At 67.9% G+C, this 18,508-nt stretch carries 17 protein-coding genes and 2 tRNA genes; 9 read left to right on the top strand and 10 right to left on the bottom strand.

Annotation, left to right across the window (positions count from 1 at the left end):
- Positions 1-41 precede the first annotated feature (41 nt).
- The 3 genes from ACFY5A_RS14150 to ACFY5A_RS14140 are packed head-to-tail and all read right to left on the bottom strand — an operon-like array spanning position 42 to position 2,752.
- Positions 42-1,040, bottom strand: coding sequence for an Fpg/Nei family DNA glycosylase (locus ACFY5A_RS14150; protein ID WP_387234930.1), 999 nt, complete (start codon positions 1,038-1,040; stop codon positions 42-44).
- 1 nt (position 1,041) lies between these two features.
- Complete coding sequence (locus ACFY5A_RS14145) at positions 1,042-1,527, bottom strand: ribose-5-phosphate isomerase (protein WP_387234927.1); 486 nt, start codon at positions 1,525-1,527, stop codon at positions 1,042-1,044.
- A 40-nt stretch (positions 1,528-1,567) separates the two neighbouring features.
- Positions 1,568-2,752 carry a ferrochelatase gene (locus ACFY5A_RS14140; protein WP_387234924.1) on the bottom strand — a complete coding sequence of 395 codons (1,185 nt, stop codon included), beginning with the start codon at positions 2,750-2,752 and terminating at the stop codon, positions 1,568-1,570.
- A gap of 138 nt (positions 2,753-2,890) precedes the next feature.
- Here ACFY5A_RS14140 and pepN point away from each other — a divergent pair, with 138 nt between their 5' ends.
- The 4 genes from pepN to ACFY5A_RS14120 all read left to right on the top strand — a co-directional run bounded on the left by pepN (position 2,891) and on the right by ACFY5A_RS14120 (position 8,740).
- Positions 2,891-5,443, top strand: coding sequence for an aminopeptidase N (pepN, locus tag ACFY5A_RS14135; protein ID WP_387234921.1), 2,553 nt, complete (start codon positions 2,891-2,893; stop codon positions 5,441-5,443).
- A gap of 83 nt (positions 5,444-5,526) precedes the next feature.
- The gene (locus ACFY5A_RS14130; protein ID WP_387235953.1) at positions 5,527-6,639 is read left to right on the top strand and encodes a mechanosensitive ion channel family protein; all 1,113 of its coding nucleotides are present in this window, start codon (positions 5,527-5,529) and stop codon (positions 6,637-6,639) included.
- Positions 6,636-7,085, top strand: coding sequence for a globin (locus tag ACFY5A_RS14125; protein ID WP_341942204.1), 450 nt, complete (start codon positions 6,636-6,638; stop codon positions 7,083-7,085). The genes ACFY5A_RS14130 and ACFY5A_RS14125 overlap by 4 nt, the downstream gene beginning before the upstream one ends.
- On the top strand, positions 7,082-8,740 hold the full coding sequence (locus ACFY5A_RS14120; protein ID WP_387234918.1) for an FAD-binding dehydrogenase: 1,659 nt from the start codon (positions 7,082-7,084) through the stop codon (positions 8,738-8,740). Before ACFY5A_RS14125 ends, ACFY5A_RS14120 begins: the two co-directional genes overlap by 4 nt.
- Positions 8,741-8,854: 114 nt before the next feature.
- Here the strand turns inward: ACFY5A_RS14120 and ACFY5A_RS14115 are convergent, their stop codons facing one another.
- Positions 8,855-9,523 (bottom strand): hypothetical protein, encoded by a 669-nt coding sequence (locus tag ACFY5A_RS14115; RefSeq protein WP_105674965.1) that lies wholly within the window; start codon positions 9,521-9,523, stop codon positions 8,855-8,857.
- A gap of 50 nt (positions 9,524-9,573) precedes the next feature.
- On the opposite strand from ACFY5A_RS14115, the gene ACFY5A_RS14110 reads away from it, so the two are divergent.
- Positions 9,574-10,464, top strand: coding sequence for an acyl-CoA thioesterase II (locus tag ACFY5A_RS14110; protein WP_341942206.1), 891 nt, complete (start codon positions 9,574-9,576; stop codon positions 10,462-10,464).
- Positions 10,465-10,798: 334 nt separating this feature from the next.
- On the opposite strand, the gene ACFY5A_RS14105 is transcribed toward ACFY5A_RS14110, so the two are convergent.
- The 4 genes from ACFY5A_RS14105 to ACFY5A_RS14090 form a co-directional block, all read right to left on the bottom strand.
- A complete protein-coding gene (locus ACFY5A_RS14105) occupies positions 10,799-11,287 on the bottom strand; it encodes an acyl-CoA thioesterase (RefSeq protein WP_387234914.1) in 489 nt (162 codons plus the stop codon).
- Positions 11,288-11,294: 7 nt separating this feature from the next.
- Entirely contained in the window at positions 11,295-12,974 is a 1,680-nt protein-coding gene (gene ettA, locus ACFY5A_RS14100) for an energy-dependent translational throttle protein EttA (RefSeq protein WP_105674959.1), read from the bottom strand.
- Between the two features lie 374 nt (positions 12,975-13,348).
- On the bottom strand, positions 13,349-13,843 hold the full coding sequence (locus ACFY5A_RS14095; RefSeq protein ID WP_341942207.1) for a DUF6993 domain-containing protein: 495 nt from the start codon (positions 13,841-13,843) through the stop codon (positions 13,349-13,351).
- 66 nt (positions 13,844-13,909) lie between these two features.
- On the bottom strand, positions 13,910-14,437 hold the full coding sequence (locus tag ACFY5A_RS14090) for a single-stranded DNA-binding protein (RefSeq protein ID WP_387234910.1): 528 nt from the start codon (positions 14,435-14,437) through the stop codon (positions 13,910-13,912).
- Between the two features lie 218 nt (positions 14,438-14,655).
- On the opposite strand from ACFY5A_RS14090, the gene ACFY5A_RS14085 reads away from it, so the two are divergent.
- A complete protein-coding gene (locus ACFY5A_RS14085) occupies positions 14,656-14,925 on the top strand; it encodes a hypothetical protein (protein WP_105674955.1) in 270 nt (89 codons plus the stop codon).
- Positions 14,926-14,934: 9 nt separating this feature from the next.
- Here the strand turns inward: ACFY5A_RS14085 and ACFY5A_RS14080 are convergent.
- Positions 14,935-15,007, bottom strand: a tRNA-Arg gene (locus ACFY5A_RS14080).
- A gap of 60 nt (positions 15,008-15,067) precedes the next feature.
- Between ACFY5A_RS14080 and orn the strand changes: the two genes are divergently transcribed.
- Both orn and ACFY5A_RS14070 read left to right on the top strand, forming a co-directional pair.
- Positions 15,068-15,694, top strand: a complete 627-nt coding sequence (gene orn, locus ACFY5A_RS14075) for an oligoribonuclease (protein WP_341942209.1) — start codon at positions 15,068-15,070, stop codon at positions 15,692-15,694.
- 36 nt (positions 15,695-15,730) lie between these two features.
- A tRNA-His gene (locus ACFY5A_RS14070) sits at positions 15,731-15,806 on the top strand.
- Positions 15,807-15,867: 61 nt separating this feature from the next.
- Here ACFY5A_RS14070 and arr read toward each other — a convergent pair.
- Positions 15,868-16,284: an NAD(+)--rifampin ADP-ribosyltransferase gene (arr, locus tag ACFY5A_RS14065; RefSeq protein ID WP_341942210.1), complete on the bottom strand. Its 417-nt coding sequence runs from the start codon at positions 16,282-16,284 to the stop codon at positions 15,868-15,870.
- A 65-nt stretch (positions 16,285-16,349) separates the two neighbouring features.
- On the opposite strand from arr, the gene ACFY5A_RS14060 reads away from it, so the two are divergent.
- Complete coding sequence (locus ACFY5A_RS14060; RefSeq protein ID WP_387234907.1) at positions 16,350-18,491, top strand: heavy metal translocating P-type ATPase; 2,142 nt, start codon at positions 16,350-16,352, stop codon at positions 18,489-18,491.
- The last annotated feature ends 17 nt before the right edge of the window (positions 18,492-18,508 follow it).

Below are 18,508 nucleotides of genomic sequence, written 5' to 3'. Positions count from 1 at the left end.
CTAGACCGGAAGGTCGGAGCGACGGCGGCGAGAGGACCGCGTCAGGCCTGGCACCGCGGGCACCAGTAGAGCTTGCGCGCGCCGATCTCCTCCAGGGCGATCTCCGTGCCGCAGATCCGGCACGGAAGCCCGGCGCGGTGGTACACCCAGTGACGATCGTCGCGACTCGCCATCGCGGCACGATACTGCTCGGGAGACAGGTCGTCCATCGTCATCATCTGCCCGGTCTCGACGCCGACCGCGAGCAGCCGAACCCAGTCGCGCCACAGCTCGCGCACGATCTCCTCGGGGATGTCACGCCCTGGCGTGTGCGGATTCAACCGGTGTCGGAAGAGCATCTCTGCGCGATAGACGTTGCCGATTCCGCTGACCACGGCCTGGTCCATCAGGAGCAGCGCGATGACGGTCTGCTTCTTGCGCACCGCACGGACGAAGCGCTCCTCGTTCTCCGCGGGGTCGCCGACGAGGGGATCCGGACCGAGCTTCGCAACGGTGGCGAGCATCTCCTCCGGCGTCTGGATCACGCAGGCGGTCGGGCCCCGGAGATCAGCAGCGGTGATGTCCGTCATCAATCGCAGACGCACCTGCCCGACGATCGGTGGCGGCCACTCCCCGTCCTCGTCGGCGAGACCCTTGGTCTGCTCCGACATCCGGACGTGCACTCGCGTGCGCCTCGGCGCGCCGATCGATGCGAGCGAGTTCTCTCCCGCATCGTCGAGGATGGCCTCGCCCAGATCGGTGCCACGCTGGTTGGTCTGCCCCATGCGCCCGTTCGCCGAGGCGATCGTCGGATCGATGAGGATCTCCCCTGCGAAATCCCAGGCGCCGTAGAGCCCGAGATGCACCCTCAGCCAGAGGTCGCCCTCCACCTCGAGGAACATCTGCTTGCCCACGGCCTGCACACTGACGGCCTCACGACCGTCGAGCACCGCGGCGCCCTCTGCGAATCGCCCCTGCGGACTCGACGCCCGCATCGACTTGCCGACGAAGTTGCGATCGAACTGCCGCGCGATGCGATGGACGGAATGCCCCTCGGGCATGTCAGGCCCGGGGGTCCGGCAGCAGCGAGCCGTCGCGCTCGAAGTCGGCGATCTGGCCGATGCGGCGCACGTGCCGCTCCTCGTTCGAGAAGGGCGTGGAGATGAACGTGTCGATGAAGGTGGTGACCTCGTCGAACGTGTGCTGACGGGCGCCGATGGAGATCACGTTCGCGTCGTTGTGCTCGCGGGCCAGCTCGGCCGTCGAGACGTTCCACACCAGCGCGGCGCGGATGCCCTGCACCTTGTTCGCCGCGATCTGCTCGCCGTTGCCCGATCCGCCGAAGACGATGCCGAGAGCCTCGACACCGGCCGTCTGATCGGCGACGACGGCCTGCGCTGCCCTGATGCAGAACGCGGGGTAGTCGTCCACCGCGTCGTACTCGATCGGCCCGTGATCGACCACTTCATGGCCCGCGGCACGCAGATGCTCCTGCAGCTGCGTGGAGAAGTCGAGGCCGGCGTGATCGGTGGCGATGTGGATGCGCATGGCTCCCATCCTATTCAGAGCAGCCGACGTCGAATCCGTCTCACGGCGCGATGCCGGCGGCGGCGGGCTTGAAGCCGGCGCGGATGTTCTCGCAGCAGCCGGGGCGGCAGACGTCGAACCCGCCGGGCAGCGACGTGACGTGCGGGCGCTCCTCGTTGGGACGCCCCTCGAGACGCTCCTCGATCAGATCGACGATGCCGGCGACGAACGTCGGAGACACACCCGGCGTCGGCGTCCTGGTGAAGGCGAGCCCTGCGTCCTCCGCGGCCTCCGCGGCCTCCGTGTCGAGATCCCAGAGGACCTCCATGTGATCGCTCATGAACCCGACGGGCACGACGGCGACGGCCTTGCGCCCCCGTTCGGGCAGCTCTCCGATCACATCGCACACGTCTGGCTCGAGCCACGGCTGCGACGCAGGTCCGGAGCGCGACTGGTACACCAGCTCCCAGGAGACGTCGGCGGCCGCGGGGATGCTCTCCCGCACCCGGTCCATGACCCAGGCCGCGACCGCGAGGTGCTGCGCCGCGTACGCTCCGCCCTCGCCCCACTCGATGTCGCGCGCGCCCGAGCGCTCCGCGTCTGCGGTGGGGATGCTGTGCGTCGAGAAGAGGATCTGGATGTCGGCGGCGGCGATGCCGTCGGCGAGGAAGGCCTCGACCGCGTCGCGGACGCCGGTCTCGAATGCCTCGACGAAGCCGGGGTGGTCGTAGAACGGGCGGATCTTGTCGATCGTCACGGTCTCGCCGAGTCCGGTGTCCTCGAGGATCCGCGCGAAGTCCTCGCGATACTGGCGGCAGCTGGAGAACGAGCTGTACGCGCTGGTGGCGAAGGCGAGAAGCGTGTTGTGCCCCTTCGCGGAGGCCTCGGTCACGACCTCCTCGAGATAGGGGCTCCAGTTGCGGTTGCCCCAATAGACGGGGAGGTCGATGCCGCGTCTCTGCAGCTCGGCGTCGAGCGCCTCCTTGAGCACGCGGTTCTGCCCGTTGATCGGGCTCACGCCGCCGAAGTGGCGATAGTGGTGCGCGACCTCCTCCAGACGCTCGTCGGGGATGCCGCGCCCTCTGGTGACGTTGCGGAGGAACGGGATCACGTCGTCCTGCCCCTCGGGTCCGCCGAATCCCGCGAGCAGGATCCCGTCGTAGGCGACCGGCGTCGTCACGTAGGGGGCGCCGCCTGCAGCGGCCGGAGAGGCAAAGGGAACGATGGGGGGCTCGGTCGCAGTCACCCCTCCATCCTTCCATCTCCTCGCGGGTGCGTCGCCCTGGCGGCATCCCTCGACGACTGGCGTAGGCTGTCATGGTTGCCGTGGGCGCCAACTGCGCCTGGACCGCGGCAGCATCCCCTCACCCCTGGGAGTACAGCTGTGCCTGGAGAGAACCTCACCCGCATCGAAGCGCAGGAGCGCCGCGACGTCATCGACACGCAGTCGTATGAGGTCGCCCTCGATCTGACGAAGGGCGCCGAGGTCTTCGGCTCTCGCAGCGTCGTGCGCTTCACCGCGACCCCCGAGAGCTTCACCTTCATCGACCTCATCGCCCGCGAAGTGCGCGAGATCTCGCTCAACGGAGAGCAGCTCGACCCCAGCGAGGTCTTCGCCGACTCGCGCATCGCGCTGACCGGCCTGCAGGCCGAGAACGTCCTCGTCGTCGACGCCGACTGCCTGTACACCAACACCGGCGAGGGACTGCACCGCTTCGTCGACCCCGTTGACGGCGAGGTCTACCTCTACTCGCAGTTCGAGGTCCCCGACTCGCGCCGTGTGTTCGCGGTCTTCGAGCAGCCCGACCTCAAGGCGACCTTCCAGTTCACGGTCACCGCGCCCTCCGCGTGGAAGGTCGTGTCCAACTCCCCCACGCCCGAGCCCATCGTGCACGACGACAGCGCCGTGTCCACCTGGGGCTTCGAGCCGACCCCGCGCATCTCCTCGTACATCACGGCGCTCGTCGCCGGCCCCTACGAGTCAACCTTCTCCGAGCTCACCAGCTCCTCCGGCGATGTCATCCCGCTCGGCGTCTACGGCCGCAAGAGCCTCTGGCAGCACCTCGACGCCGACTACATCTTCGACAAGACCCGCGAGGGCTTCGCATACTTCGAGTCGAAGTTCGGCGTCCCCTACCCGTTCGCCAAGTACGACCAGCTCTTCGTCCCGGAGTTCAACGCCGGTGCGATGGAGAACGCGGGCGCCGTGACGTTCACCGAGACGTACGTCTTCCGCAGCAAGGTGACGGATGCCGTCAAGGAGCGCCGCGTCGTCACGATCCTGCACGAGCTGGCGCACATGTGGTTCGGCGACCTCGTCACCATGAAGTGGTGGAACGACCTGTGGCTGAACGAGTCGTTCGCCGAGTGGGCATCGACGATCGCCACGGCCGAAGCCACCGAGTGGACCGAGGCGTGGACGACGTTCAACGCGATGGAGAAGACCTGGGCGTACCGCCAGGACCAGCTCCCCTCGACGCACCCGATCGTCGCCGAGATCAACGACCTCGAAGACGTCCAGGTCAACTTCGACGGCATCACCTACGCCAAGGGCGGGTCCGTCCTCAAGCAGCTCGCCGCATGGGTCGGGATCGAGGCGTTCTTCGCCGGCGTCTCGCAGTACTTCCAGAAGCACTCCTGGGGCAACACCGAGCTCAGCGACCTGCTCACCGAGCTGGAGGCGACGAGCGGCCGCGACCTCAGCACCTGGTCGAAGAAGTGGCTGGAGACCGCCGGCGTCAACACGCTCGAGCCGGTCATCGCCGAAGACTCCGACGGCACCATCTCCCGCTTCGCGGTGACGCAGACCGCGCCGGCCGACTATCCGACCATCCGTCCGCACCGCCTCGGCATCGGCTTCTACACGCTGCGCGACGGGGCGCTCGTGCGCACCCACTACGCCGAGGTCGACATCGACGGCGACCGCACCGAGGTCCCCGAGCTCAAGGGCATCGCCCGTCCCGACCTCGTCCTGCTGAACGACGAGGACCTGGCCTACGCGAAGATCCGTCTCGACGACCGTTCGCTCGCCACCGCGATCGCGCACCTCGCCGACATCAGCGATCCGCTGGCCCGCTCGCTCGTCTGGGGCGCGGCCTGGGATCAGACGCGCGACGCGGAGAGCGCGGCATCCGACTACATCGATCTCGTACTGGGCAACATCGGTCGCGAGACCGAGTCGACGACCGTCCGCACCACTCTGGCGCAGCTGCGCACGGCGGCGACGCTCTACGTGACGCCGGCCGAGCGCCTGGCCGCCCGTCAGAAGATCGCCGACGGCCTGTGGGCTCTCGCCGAGGGCGCGGAGGCCGGCAGCGACAGCCAGCTCCAGTTCGTCACGGCCTTCGCCGGCGCCCTCGTCACCCCTGAGCACGCCGGCGTCATCGGCCGCCTCCGCTCGGGCGAGGAGACGCTGCCCGGGCTGGAGATCGACGCCGACCTGAACTGGCAGCTGCTGGTCGGACTGGCGACGATCGGCGCGACCGACGCCGCGACGATCGACGCCGCCCTCGCAGCGGACAACACCGCCAAGGGCGGCGAGTTCGCGGCGCAGGCGCGTGCCGCCCTTCCCGACCTCGCCTCCAAGAAGGCCGCGTGGGCCTCCCTCATCGAGCGCGACGACGCACCGAACACGATCGTGCGCTCCGCTGCTCTGGGCTTCGTGCACCCCGCGGGCGTCGAGGCCCTCGCCGAGTTCGTCCCGGCGTACTTCGACATGCTGCTGCCGATCTGGGAGTCCCGCAGCTACCAGATCGCCCAGTACCTCGTCGTCGGACTGTTCCCGACCGCGCTGGCGAACGCCGAGCTGCGGGACGCGACGCGCGCCTGGCTGTCCGCACACCAGGACGCCGCCCCTGCCCTGCGCCGCCTGGTGCTGGAGAACCTCGCCGACGTCGAGCGCGCCCTCGCGGCGCAGGCGCGCGACGCCGACGACTGAATCCGAGCGTTCCCCCTCTCGATCAGGCCTCTGCGCGGTGCATCCAGCCCGCGCAGAGGCCTGATCGCTAGGATCTGGAAGTGATGATGATCCCCTTCCAAGTCAGCCCTCCCCCCGCCGAGACGCCGCTTCCCGAGTGGCTGCAGACGCTGCCCGAGTGGCTGCGGAGCGTCCTGACGGTCCTGCTCCCCGTCGGCGGGGTCATCCTGTCGATCGCCATCATCATCGTGAGCTGCGTGCTCATCGCCCTCGTGCTGCGCGTCCTCATCCGCCGCGTGGTGCACCGCATCGTCGACAGCGCGAAGAGCAAGGCCGCGGTCGACGACACACAAGCCCTCGAACGCTCTCCGCTGGCGGACATGCGTCTCGTGCAGCGGACGCGGACTCTCGGCAGCATCCTGCAGAACATCGTGAACGTGATGCTCGTCATCATCGCGATCGTGCTGATCGTCAATGCGGTCGACAGCAGCCTCCTGGGCTCCCTGACGCTCCTCACCGCTGCGGTGGGCGCCGGTCTCGGCTTCGGCGCCCAGAACATCGTCAAGGACGTCCTGAACGGCATGTTCATCGTCGCCGAGGATCAGATCGGCATCGGCGACGTCGTCGACCTCGGCCTCGCCAGCGGCGTGGTCGAGTACGTCAGCGTGCGCATCACCCAGGTTCGCGACGTCAACGGCACGCTCTGGTACGTCCGCAACGGCGAGGTCACCCGCATCGGCAACATGTCCCAGGGGTGGGCCCGCGTCATCATCGATCTCGGCGTCGCAGCCGACTCGGATCTGGAAGCGGTCGAGCACACCATGCTCGAGACCGCTCAGGGTCTCGCGAAGGATCCGAAGTGGCGCACCCGCATCGTCGAGAAGCCGGAGCTGTGGGGACTGGAGTCCATCGGGGGCGACGCTCTCGTCGTTCGCATCGTCATCAAGGCGCGCGCCAACGCGAAGGACGACGTCTCGCAGGAGCTGCGCAAGCGCCTGCGAGCGGCGCTCCTCGAGAAGGACGTCACGATCCCCAGCATGGTCGGCGTGATCCCGACAGGGCTGGAAGGCGCACAGCGCGTGCGCGGCGCGAACCCGCCGAAGACCCGACCGAACGCCGTCACCGGCGTCCCCGCTGTTCCCGAGCGCGGGATCTGGCGGCGCAAGAAGTCAGACGATGACAAGAAGACCGGCGACGAAGGGACCCCGCAGCGATGACGTTCTACGACGAGGTCGGCGGCTACGAGACCTTCGAGAGGATCGTCGGGGTGTTCTACCGCGAGGTCGCCCTCGATCCGGTCCTCAAGCCCATGTACCCCGAGGAGGATCTCGGTCCGGCCGCAGAACGGCTCACGCTCTTCCTCGTCCAGTACTGGGGCGGCCCCGCCACCTACGGCGAGACCCGCGGACACCCGCGACTCCGCATGCGCCACATGCCCTTCCACGTCGACCCCGATGCGCGCGATCGTTGGCTGGCTCACATGCGCACCGGCGTCGCAGAGGCTCAGTTGTCGCCTCTGCACGAAGCGACGCTCTGGGACTACCTCGAACGCGCCGCCTATGCCATGGTGAACACGTTCGAACCGTCCGGAATCGGCCCCGCCGCCTCGGGCAGGCCGACGCTCGAGACCAGCTCACGTCAGGAATCAACGGAGAACTCATGACGAACACGCCCCTGTCCGCAGATGTCCTGGTGATCGGGTGGGGGCTCGCCGGTCTCGTCGCGGCCTCCGAGGCTCTGGATGCCGGCAAGCAGGTGATCCTGATCGATCAGGAGCCCCGCACCAACCTCGGCGGTCAGGCCTGGTGGTCGTTCGGTGGACTGTTCTTCATCGACTCCCCCGAGCAGCGCCGTATGGGGATCAAGGACTCGCTGGAGCTCGCCACGCAGGACTGGCTCGGCACCGCCGGATTCGACCGTCCAGAGGACGAGTGGCCGCGGCGCTGGGCCGAGGCCTATCTCCAGTTCGCCGCCGGGGAGAAGCGCTCCTGGCTGCGAGAGCGCGGCGTCGGGTTCTTCCCCGTGGTGGGGTGGGCGGAGCGCGGCGGTTACGGCGCTCTCGGTCCGGGCAACTCGGTGCCGAGGTTCCACATCACGTGGGGAACCGGTCCGGGGATCGTTGCGCCGTTCGCTGCCCGCGTGGAGCAGGGAGAGCGGGAGGGCCGCATCACGATCCTCCCGCGGCATCGCGTCACCGATCTCGTCATGACCGACGGCGCCGTCACCGGCGCACGTGGCGCGATACTCGTCAGCAGCGGTTCGGAGCGAGGAGAGGTCTCGTCTCGGGAGGAGATCGGCGACTTCGAGATCAGCGCGTCGGCGACGATCGTGTGCTCGGGCGGCATCGGCGGAAACCACGACATGGTGCGCGCCGCCTGGCCCGAACGGCTCGGCACGCCCCCTGCGCACATGCTCACCGGCGTTCCTGCGTACGTCGACGGCTCGATGCACCCGGTCGCAGAGGCCGCCGGCGCGCGGCTCGTCAACGGCGACCGGATGTGGCACTACGTCGAGGGCATCACGAACTGGGATCCGATCTGGCCGTCGCACGGGATCCGCATCCTCCCCGGTCCGTCGTCGCTGTGGCTCGACGCGACCGGCGCCCGGCTCCCCGTTCCGCTGTTCCCCGGCTTCGACACCCTGGGTACGCTCGCCCACCTGCGCACGACGGGCCACGATCACTCCTGGTTCGTCACCTCGCGGCAGATCGTCGAGAAGGAGTTCGCCCTGTCTGGGAGCGAGCAGAACCCCGACCTCACGGGCAAGGACGTGGGCCTGCTGCTGAAATCGCGCCTCGCCAAGGGCCCCACCGGTCCCGTGCAGGCGTTCCTCGACGAGGGCGAGGATTTCATCGTGGAGAACGACCTGGAGTCGCTGCTCGAGCAGATGAGCAACCATTCGGGTGGCGAGTCTCTCGACATCGATCGGGTCCGCCGCGAGGTGATCGCCCGCGATCTCGAGATGGAGAACGAGTTCACGAAGGACTCCCAGATCGGGATGCTGCGATCCATGCGGGGCTACCGCGGTGACAGGCTGATCCGGACTGCAGCTCCCCACCGCTTGCAGGACCCGGCTGCCGGCCCTCTGGTGGCTGTCAAGCTGCACGTGCTCACGAGAAAGTCTCTCGGCGGCATCAACACCGATCTCGACGGCCGTGCGCTGCGGGCGGACGGCTCGCCGATCGACGGTCTGTTCGCCGCGGGAGAGGCGAGCGGATTCGGCGGGGGCGGCGTGCACGGCTACCGCGCGCTCGAGGGGACCTTCCTGGGCGGCTGCCTGTTCTCGGGCCGCCAGGCGGGACGTGCGGCGGCCGGCTGAGTCCGGGGTTGCGGCGGAACAGCCGTCGTGCGCGGCATCCGTCCATTCGCCCCTCGACATGGCGCCCCCAAGCGGTCCCGGTGAGGGCGCTGGTCTGTTCGGTGGGTCGCGGCCTCAGTCCGCGGCGCCGGTGCCCCGGACTGCGGTGAGGCCCATGGCCACCGGCCCCCTCAGCAGCACGTGACCTCGGCGGAACGCGAGTCTCGTCCAGCGGCCCGAGGTCATCACCTTGACCTGCTCTTCGCCCGAGATGAAACCGAAGGCGTCGGCGGCGAAGGCGGCCCCCCGGGGGATGCCGCCGAGGTCCTCGTCGGGCTCGCCCCAGATCGCGGCGCGCAGGGCCCGTACGGCCTCCTCCCCTGCTCCCGGTGTCGCTCCGTGCGCCACCGCGCTGATCCCCCACTGCGCGCGCTGAGCGATCAGCGATGCCGGCAGCTCCGCACTCGGCTGCCACGCGCCACGGGGCGGAGCGATGCCCGCCCATGCCGGGGAGAGTCCCGTGTCGGGGAGGTCCAGCACGCGTGCATCTTCCGTGTTCTGGGTGAGCGAGTCTACGACGATGTCGCATTCGAGCTCGGGGTCGGCGTGCACGATGCGCATCGCGAGAATCGTGGGCGTCTGATCGAAGAGCCCGTGGGGTGAGAGCGCCGCCGCGGTGAGGGCGAGAACACCGTTCGACGCCTGCAGCCGAACGCCTTCGTCGGAGATCCTGGCGGAGCGTCCGGCGAAGGTCAGGACGTCCTTGGACGTTTCGGCATCGGCGAGGAGAAGGGGATGCGGCACGCCCTCTAAACTAGCAACGCCAGCGGCCGCCCCGGCGCGGGAAGGAACACATGACCGTCGACACGCACGCGATCCGCACCGTCGAGCAGCTTCTCGCGGTTCTCGATCTGGACGAGACCAGGGCGCGGACCACGGAGGACATCTTCACGGGCTCCTCGCATCCGATGCCGAGCGGGCGCATTTACGGAGGTCAGGTCCTCGCGCAGAGCCTGATCGCCGCGGAGCGGACCATGCCGGAGGACCGCGCGGTGCACTCGATGCACGGCTACTTCCTCCGACCGGGCGACGCGAGCCAGGGCATCACGATCGCCGTGGATCGCATCCATGACGGCAGGTCCTTCTCCACCCGCCGATCGCAGGCGTATCAGAACGGCGTGCCGATCTTCTCGATGATCGCGTCGTTCCAGGATCAGGATCCGGGGCTCGATCACGCGGTCCCGATGCCCGCGGACGTGCCCGATCCGGAGTCGCTGCTCCCGGACGAGGCGCGCGTCGACGGCCTCCCCGCGGGTACGGCTCGGATGCTGAGCGATCGTGCAGCAGACGTCCGTCACGTGGAGTCCCCGCTCTTCCTGCCGAGCGACGATGCGAATCGTCCGCGTCAAGCGGTGTGGATGCGGCTGCGCGCCCCGCTCCCCGACGACCAGCGCCTGCACCGGGCGGCTCTCGCCTACCTCAGCGACATGACGATCCAGGAGTCCATCCTGCGCGCCCACGGAGTGTTCTGGGGCCTGCCGGGACTCAAGGTCGCGAGCCTCGATCACGCGATGTGGTGGCACCGACCGGCGCGCGTGGACGAGTGGCTGCTGTACGTCCAGGAGTCCCCGAATGCGCGAGGAGGTCGCGGTCTCGCGCAGGGACGCATCTACACGCGCGCGGGCGAGCTGGTGGCGAGCGTCGCGCAGGAGATCATGATCCGCGTACCCGAGGGGCAGCGCTGAGTCCAGGCAGCGCGGTGACTTGAGGTGCCTCGGTGAGTCGAGGCGCCGCGTTGAGTCGAGAAGCCGAGGTGGCTCGAGGCGCCTCGGTGAGTCGAGACGCCACGTTGAGTCGAGAGGCCGCCTTGAGTCCAGGTGCCGCGTTGAGACGGGAAGCCACGTCGAGTCGAGGCGCCGCGTTGAGTCGGGGCCGTCGTATCCGGGGTGTGCTCCGCGCTCAGTGACGCGTCCGCTCGCTCAGTGGTGCGAATCCTCGATCAGCGATGCGTGTGCTGGCTCAGCGGTCCAGGAACGTGATCCGCGATGCACGAGCGTGATCAGCGGTACACAAGCGTGATCAGCGGTGCGCGTACTCGATCGACGGTCCGAGGTACGGCTCCCAGGCGTCGCGCATCTCCTGAGTGAGTCGCGTCGGTCGCCCGGACGCGGCGTCCACGAGAACGATCACGGCGGTCGAACGCGCGTAGATCGTCCGAGGTTCGGCCGTGGGGTCGTTGTGCACCTCGTAGCAGACCTCGACGCTGGAACCGCCCAGCTTCCCGAACCACATCTGGACCTCGAGCGGCCGACGCTGATACGGGACCGGTGCCAGGTACTCGATCTCCTGCCGGGCGATGAGGGTCAGGATGCCCTCGTCCAGACCGGAGTCGAGCACCGCCGTCGACGGCGCCTGTTCGCCGGGATCCGCACGCCAGAACGCGCGCACACGAGCCTCCTCGAGCAGTTTCAGCATCGAGGTGTTGTTGACGTGGTTGAACGCATCCAGATCGCCCCAGCGGAGCTGGATCGGTATGTGCAGGCGGGGTCCCGGCGTCGGCGCGGTCATCGTGTTCTCAGTCGCGCGTGAGCTTGCGGTGCGTCGAACGGTGCGGCTTCGCGGCGTCGGCCCCGAGACGCTGGATCTTGTTCTGCTCGTACGCATCGAAGTTGCCCTCGAACCAGTACCACTGGTCGGGGTTCTCGTCGGTGCCCTCATACGCGAGGATGTGCGTCGCGATGCGGTCGAGGAACCACCGGTCGTGGGTGATGACCACGGCGCAGCCGGGGAACTCGAGCAGCGCGTTCTCCAGCGAGCTCAGGGTCTCGACGTCGAGGTCGTTGGTCGGCTCGTCGAGGAGCAGCAGGTTGCCACCCTCCTTGAGCGTCAGCGCCAGGTTCAGACGGTTGCGCTCACCGCCGGAGAGGACGCCAGCCTTCTTCTGCTGGTCGGGTCCCTTGAACCCGAACTTCGACACGTACGCGCGAGAGGGGATCTCCGTCTTGCCGACCGTGATGAAATCGAGCCCGTCGGACACGACCTCCCACAGGGTCTTGTTCGGGTCGATGTTGGAGCGCGACTGGTCGACGTAGCTGATCTTGACGGTCTCGCCGATCTTCAGGTCGCCGCCGTCGAGGGGCTCGAGGCCGACGATCGTCTTGAAGAGCGTCGTCTTTCCCACGCCGTTCGGGCCGATCACGCCGACGATGCCGTTCGGCGGAAGGCTGAAGCTGAGGCCGTCGATGAGCGAACGCCCGTCGAATCCCTTCTTGAGCTTCTTCGCGTCGATCACGATGCTGCCGAGGCGCGGACCTGCGGGGATCTGGATCTCCTCGAAGTCCAGCTTCCTCGTCCGCTCGGCCTCGGTCGCCATCTCCTCGTACCGGGCGAGACGTGCCTTGGACTTGGTCTGACGGCCCTTGGCGCTCGATCGCACCCACTCCAGCTCCTCCTTGAGGCGCTTGGCGAGCTTCGCGTCCTTCTTGCCCTGGATCTCGAGGCGCTCACCCTTCTTCTCCAGGTAGGTCGAGTAGTTGCCCTCGTAGCCGATCAGGCGCCCGCGGTCGACCTCGGCGATCCACTCGGCGACGTGGTCGAGGAAGTACCGGTCGTGGGTGATCGCGATCACCGCGCCCTTGTACGCCTGCAGGTGCTGCTCGAGCCAGAGCACGCTCTCGGCGTCGAGGTGGTTGGTGGGCTCGTCGAGGAGCAGGAGGTCGGGCTTCTGGAGCAGGAGCTTCGCCAGCGCCACACGGCGCTTCTCACCACCGGACAAAGGGGCGATCGCCGCGTCTCCCGGCGGCGTGCGCAGAGCATCCATGGCCTGGTCGAGCTGGGAGTCGAGATCCCAGCCGTCCGCCGCGTCGATCTCCTCCTGGAGCGAGCCCATCTCTGCGAGGAGCGCGTCGAAGTCGGCATCGGGGTCCGCCATGAGCGCGGAGATCTCGTTGAAGCGGTCGAGCTTCGCCTTGATGGCGATTCCGTCCTGGATGTTCTCGAGCACCGTCTTGGACTCGTCGAGCTCCGGCTCCTGCATCAGGATGCCGACGGAGAAGCCGGGCGACAGCTTCGCCTCGCCGTTCGACGGAGTGTCGAGCCCCGCCATGATCTTGAGGATCGTCGACTTTCCGGCGCCGTTGGGACCGACCATGCCGATCTTCGCGCCCGGGAGGAACGCCATCGTGACGTCGTCGAGGATGAGCTTCTCACCCACCGCCTTGCGCGCACGGACCATCGAGTAGATGTACTCAGCCATACCGTTTAAACACCTTTGCTGATCAGAACCGAACCTGCAGTCGCACCGCGGAAGCCGCGGGGAAATCTCACTAAAGACTACCTCCGGGGCGGCGGTCCGACGATTCCTAAGCGCTGGGACTGCGCTTCACTGCCTGTCGGCTCCCACGGGCGTCCAAGATCATCGACGAGTTCGGTCTCGAATGGCTGGAGCTGCAGCAGACCACTGATCACCGCGTCGACCTCGGCCGGCGCATCCTCAGGTCGCACGCACTCCGTGGAGAACGCGCCTTCGGGCGCATCGATGACAGCAACCCAGCGACGCGTCTCAACTGGAAACACTTCAACGCGCAGCCGCATATCCTCAGCTTCCCACGTCGGTGCGCAGCCGACCGATCACCAATCGATCGGGCGAGTGTTCCCGATCAGGCAGCGCCCTTCGGCGAGCTGCGGCATCACCGCGGTCACGGGTGCACCCGTGGACGGCCCGACCTGCCCGATCAGGCACTCGGCATCACCCCAGCGTACGGAGAACTGCAGGCTCTCCGCGGCGTTCCCCACTGTGGATTGGTCCTGGGTCACCTGCATCGCGGCGCGGTCGAATCCGGCGGCGATCAGGGCGTCGATGTATGCGCGACCCGAACCCCGCTGATCCGTCGCCCAGATCTGCTCCGTGATCGCGGTGAACACGGGGAGGTTGTCCTCTGCGGTGCCGTCGGGCACGTAGGCCGGCCCCTCAGCAGTGGCCGACGGCGTCGGCGACGGGCCGGCATCCGAAGCAGAAGGAGACGGCGAGGCTGTCGGGCCGCAAGCGGTGAGCAGGAGGATCAGAGCCGCGGCGAGACCCGCGACCGCCGCCCTAGGAACGGATGAGGCCGGTCGTCGTAGCACGACTCCGAGTCTACGGGCCGACCTCACCGATCTTGAGCATCCGCCGAGAGATCCGTCGCGCTCCGCTCAGAACGGCACCGACGCCCCGACAGTCATCGTGTCAGCCCCGTCCTGAGCTTCCCACTCCCCGTCATCGGTGACGGAGTCGCCGTCCGGCGCCGACTCCGTCGGCGGTGCGAGCGCGCCGCGCGTTGCTGCGCCGGCGGGGAGATCGCGTGCGCGCTCAGCCGAGGCTGCCCGTGACGCGGAGAGGAAGGCACTCGTCCCCCACCGCAGATCGTGACCGATCGACTCCGCGTCGATGTCGACGCTCGTTCCCTGCTTGCCGTTGGCCTCCCAGGCGCGGATCTTCAACCTGCCCGTCACGATCACGCTGTCCCCGGTCCTCAGCGAGGCTTTGACGTGCTCGCCCAGCTGGCGGAACGCCGCGATGGAGTACCAGTTGGTACCGGCATCCACCCAGGTCTGCGTCGCCTGGTCGAATCTCCTGTGCGTGGTCGCGAGGCGGAAATTCGTCACGGGGATCCCCGTCGTGGTCCGGCTGTGAGTCGGGTCTGTCGCGACCTTCCCCATGACGGTCAGCGTGTCGGTCATCGTCGTCTCCTCTGTACGCCGGGTCGAATCGCCCGGATCGCTCCAGAGTGCGCTCTCCTCCGCCCTGACGGACACCGGAAACCCAGTAACCGTGGAGAACCCGAGCAGCGCACATTCATGTGCAGGAGAACTCGACTCGTGCGCGGGCCGCACAGACCGGTGCCGCCGGACCGAATGTCCGAGGTCGGTCATATGTTCGATTCAGAAAGGAGTCGACGATGTCGCACAGCCTGATCACATCATTGCCCGAGGTGCCGTTCGCCACCCCGGCACTCGCGTCCCCCAGGGAGCACCTCGTGCGAGCCTCCGCGCATCTGTGGCGTGTGCAGGATCGCGCGGGGCGCGTGCTCGGCCACCTGAGGGTCATGCCCGACCCTCTCGGCATGCGCTATCGCGCCGAGCGGCTGCACCTCGCGACCGGATCGTTTCGACTCGTCGGCGACTTCTGGCGTGCCGACGATGCGGTCGCCGCTCTCCGGAACGGATGAGGATCGTTGCGCCCCCGGCAGGATTCGAACCTGCGACCAAGAGATTAGAAGGCTCCTGCTCTATCCCCTGAGCTACGGAGGCGTATGCACCTACCGTACCGCGCCGGACGGGCGATGTCGGTGCCGTCGATAGGATGACGTCATGGTATCTGCTTCCGAGAACGACCGACTCGTCTGGATCGATTGCGAGATGACGGGACTCGATCTCTCGGTGGACGAACTCGTCGAGATCGCCGTCGTCATCACGGATTTCGAGCTTCAGCCGGTGGACCCCGGCTTCCAGATCGTCATCCGGCCGAGCGAAGCAGCACTCGCGAACATGAACGATTTCGTCACGAAGATGCATGAGACCTCGGGTCTGATCGACGAGATCCCTCTGGGCGTTCCCCTCGCCGAGGCCGAGGCGCAGACGCTCGCGTACATCCGCCGGTTCGTCCCGCAGGAGCGGAAGGCGCCGCTCGCCGGCAACACCATCGGGACCGACCGGATGTTCCTCGCGAAGTACATGCCGCAGATCGACCAGTGGCTGCACTACCGCAACGTCGACGTCTCGAGCATCAAAGAGCTCTCCCGCCGTTGGTACCCGCGGGTGTTCTTCCACGCTCCGTCCAAGGACGGCGGGCACCGGGCCCTGGCCGACATCCTCGAGTCGATTCGCGAGCTCCAGTACTACCGCGAAGCGGTGTTCATCGACGAACCAGGACCCACCAGCGACGAGGCGCGCGACATCGCGAGCGACGTCGTGTCAAAGTTCGCTCCCAACATGTAATACACTCGAGTGGTTGCCTGCTACGGCGGGCACATGGTGGGTATAGCTCAGCTGGTAGAGCGCTGGCTTGTGGTGCCGGATGTCGCGGGTTCGAGTCCCGTTACTCACCCCACTTGCGAAGGCCCCGGTTCATAGAGCCGGGGCCTTCGCCATTCCCGCTCCCTGTTCGACGCTCAGTTGATGATCTCGGCCTGGTCGTCGGCGCGGATGGCCGCCAGACGCTCGCGCCACATCTGCAGCGCATCCGGGGTCAGTCGCGTCCACTCGGTCACCTCACGCACGACACGCAACGGAGATGTGCTGCGGAAAGAGCGCGTCGGGTTGCCCGGGAACTTCTTGTCGGTGACGTTCGGGTCGTTCTCGAACTCCCCCGTCGGCTCGACCTCGTACACCCGCGGTTTGCCGTCGCCCAGTTCCCCCGCGATCTCCGCAGCAAGTCCTGCTCCGTCGCGCAGGGCCGTGAAGTAGATGTGGTTCATCACGATCTCCGGTCGATAGTTCGACCGGAAGCCTGCGGTGAGCAGGTCTCCGACCCGCAGATCCGCGGTCGTGCCATGGAAGAAGGGCCCGTCGTCCAGGTTCACGCTCATCGGGTCAGCCTACCGATTCCTTCTGTTCCGGAATACCCACCTGGGGTATTCCGGTTGAAGTAAGCATGAACAGTCACGAGCATGTCGCGCAGGGACATACGCATCACTCGGCTCCGCAGTCCCCGGACGATCACGGTTCCCCCACACATCGCCACGAGCAGAGCCACACGCCCGACGACGACCAGCACGCTCACGCCGACCAGCAGGCACACGGCGACCAGCACGCTCACGGAGGCCACGACTCCCACGCCGGTCACGCCGGTCACACGGAGCGCTTCCGGCGCCTGTTCTGGGTGATGCTCGTCGTCGCGGCGCCGGTCGTCGCAACCTCCCCCATGTTCGGAATGATCCTCGGCTACGAGATCGACGGCTGGGCACGCTGGATCGCCCCACTCCTCGGCACGGTGATGTTCGTATGGGGCGGCGCCCCCTTCCTCAGCGGCGCAGTCTCCGAACTGAAGGCGCGGAAGCCCGGCATGATGCTGCTCATCGCGCTCGCGATCACCGTCGCCTTCCTCGCGTCCTGGGGTGCGAGCCTCGGTCTCCTGCACCACGAACTCGAGTTCTGGTGGGAGCTCGCACTTCTGATCGTCATCATGCTGCTCGGCCACTGGCTCGAGATGCGGTCTCTCGCTCAGACGACGTCGGCGCTCGACTCGCTCGCGGCTCTCCTCCCCGACGAAGCGGAGCGTGCCGACGGCGACCACATCGTGAAGGTCTCGCCCGCAGAGCTGCGCCTCGACGACATCGTGGTCGTCCGTCCTGGCAGACGCCTCCCGGCCGACGGAATCATCGTGCAGGGTTCGGCCAGCATCGATGAGTCGATGATCACGGGAGAGTCCAAGCCCGTGCGCCGTGAGACGGGCGACCGTGTCGTGGCGGGCACCGTCGCGACGGACTCCGGGCTGCGGGTGCGAATCGACGCCGTGGGCGATGACACCGCCCTCGCCGGCATCCGCAGGCTCGTCGCCGATGCGCAAGCGTCGTCGTCGCGTGCGCAGCGCATCGCCGATCGCGCCGCGGCCTGGCTGTTCTGGTTCGCGCTCGGAGCCGCGCTGATCACCGCGGTGGTCTGGACAGCCGTCGGCATGCCCGACGAGGCCGTCGTGCGAACCATCACCGTCCTCGTGATCGCCTGCCCCCACGCTCTGGGACTCGCCATCCCCCTCGTGGTGTCGATCGCCACGGAGCGGGCGGCGAAGGCGGGGGTCCTCGTGAAGGACCGGCTGGCACTCGAGACGATGCGCACGATCGACACGGTCCTGTTCGACAAGACCGGAACCCTCACGAAGGGCACTCCTGCCGTGACCGCAGTCGCGCCGTCTGGCGGCCTGTCCTCCGAGGAGGTGCTGGCTCTCGCAGCGGCCGCTGAGCGCGACTCGGAGCATCCCCTCGCCAAGGCCCTGGTCCGTGCCGCTGAGGATCGTGAGCTGGCTGTGCCCGCATCCACCGACTTCTCCTCGTCTCCCGCGATCGGCGTGAGCGCCAGAGTCGACGGACGCGTGGTCCAGGTGGGCGGTCCCCACCTGCTGGAGGAGCACGGCCTGTCAGAGCTTCCGGTCGCCGACGAGTGGCGCACGGAAGGAGCGATCATCCTCCACGTTCTCGTCGACCACCGGGTCGTCGGCGCGCTGCGTCTCGCCGACGAGGTCCGCCCCGAGTCCCACCAGGCCGTGGACGACCTGCACGCTCGCGGTGTGCAGGTCGTGATGATCACGGGCGATGCGCAGGCGGTCGCCGACCACGTCGCGGCCGAGCTCGGCATCGACCGTGTCTATGCGGGCGTCCGTCCCGAGGACAAGGCGAAGATCGTTCGGGAACTGCAGCAGGAAGGGCGGCGCGTGGCGATGGTCGGCGACGGCGTGAACGATGCTCCCGCACTCACCCAGGCCGACGTCGGTCTGGCCATCGGCGCAGGCACCGACGTCGCCATCGCCTCGGCGGGAGTGATCCTGGCGGGCAGCGACCCGCGCACCGTGAAGTCCGTCATCGACCTGTCCGCGGCGAGCTTCCGCAAGATGACGCAGAACCTGTGGTGGGCCGCCGGATACAACCTGATCTCGGTGCCCTTGGCCGCGGGCGCCCTCGCCCCGGTGGGATTCGTCCTGCCGATGTCGGTGGGCGCGGTGCTGATGTCGCTCTCGACCATCGTGGTCGCTCTGAACGCCCAGCTCCTCCGGCGCATAGACCTGCAGCCGTCGCGGTGAGCGGAGCGCGGTGGGCG

This window comes from Microbacterium sp. NPDC012755, from assembly GCF_042901325.1.
GTDB lineage: Bacteria > Actinomycetota > Actinomycetes > Actinomycetales > Microbacteriaceae > Microbacterium > Microbacterium natoriense.
This window is presented reverse-complemented; position numbering and strand designations above follow the sequence as displayed.

What these genes read in the sequence shown, in the direction of transcription:
- ACFY5A_RS14130 (WP_387235953.1), top strand. Translation starts at nt 5,527, where the DNA reads ATGATGATCCCCTTCCAAGTCAGCCCTCCCCCCGCCGAGACGCCGCTT.
- ACFY5A_RS14105 (WP_387234914.1), bottom strand. Translation starts at nt 11,287, where the DNA reads ATGACCGCGCCGACGCCGGGACCCCGCCTGCACATACCGATCCAGCTC.
- orn (WP_341942209.1), top strand. Translation starts at nt 15,068, where the DNA reads ATGGTATCTGCTTCCGAGAACGACCGACTCGTCTGGATCGATTGCGAG.
- ACFY5A_RS14150 (WP_387234930.1), bottom strand. Translation starts at nt 1,040, where the DNA reads ATGCCCGAGGGGCATTCCGTCCATCGCATCGCGCGGCAGTTCGATCGC.
- ettA (WP_105674959.1), bottom strand. Translation starts at nt 12,974, where the DNA reads ATGGCTGAGTACATCTACTCGATGGTCCGTGCGCGCAAGGCGGTGGGT.
- ACFY5A_RS14125 (WP_341942204.1), top strand. Translation starts at nt 6,636, where the DNA reads ATGACGTTCTACGACGAGGTCGGCGGCTACGAGACCTTCGAGAGGATC.
- ACFY5A_RS14145 (WP_387234927.1), bottom strand. Translation starts at nt 1,527, where the DNA reads ATGCGCATCCACATCGCCACCGATCACGCCGGCCTCGACTTCTCCACG.
- ACFY5A_RS14060 (WP_387234907.1), top strand. Translation starts at nt 16,350, where the DNA reads ATGAACAGTCACGAGCATGTCGCGCAGGGACATACGCATCACTCGGCT.
- ACFY5A_RS14085 (WP_105674955.1), top strand. Translation starts at nt 14,656, where the DNA reads ATGTCGCACAGCCTGATCACATCATTGCCCGAGGTGCCGTTCGCCACC.
- ACFY5A_RS14120 (WP_387234918.1), top strand. Translation starts at nt 7,082, where the DNA reads ATGACGAACACGCCCCTGTCCGCAGATGTCCTGGTGATCGGGTGGGGG.
- ACFY5A_RS14090 (WP_387234910.1), bottom strand. Translation starts at nt 14,437, where the DNA reads ATGACCGACACGCTGACCGTCATGGGGAAGGTCGCGACAGACCCGACT.
- arr (WP_341942210.1), bottom strand. Translation starts at nt 16,284, where the DNA reads ATGAGCGTGAACCTGGACGACGGGCCCTTCTTCCATGGCACGACCGCG.
- ACFY5A_RS14110 (WP_341942206.1), top strand. Translation starts at nt 9,574, where the DNA reads ATGACCGTCGACACGCACGCGATCCGCACCGTCGAGCAGCTTCTCGCG.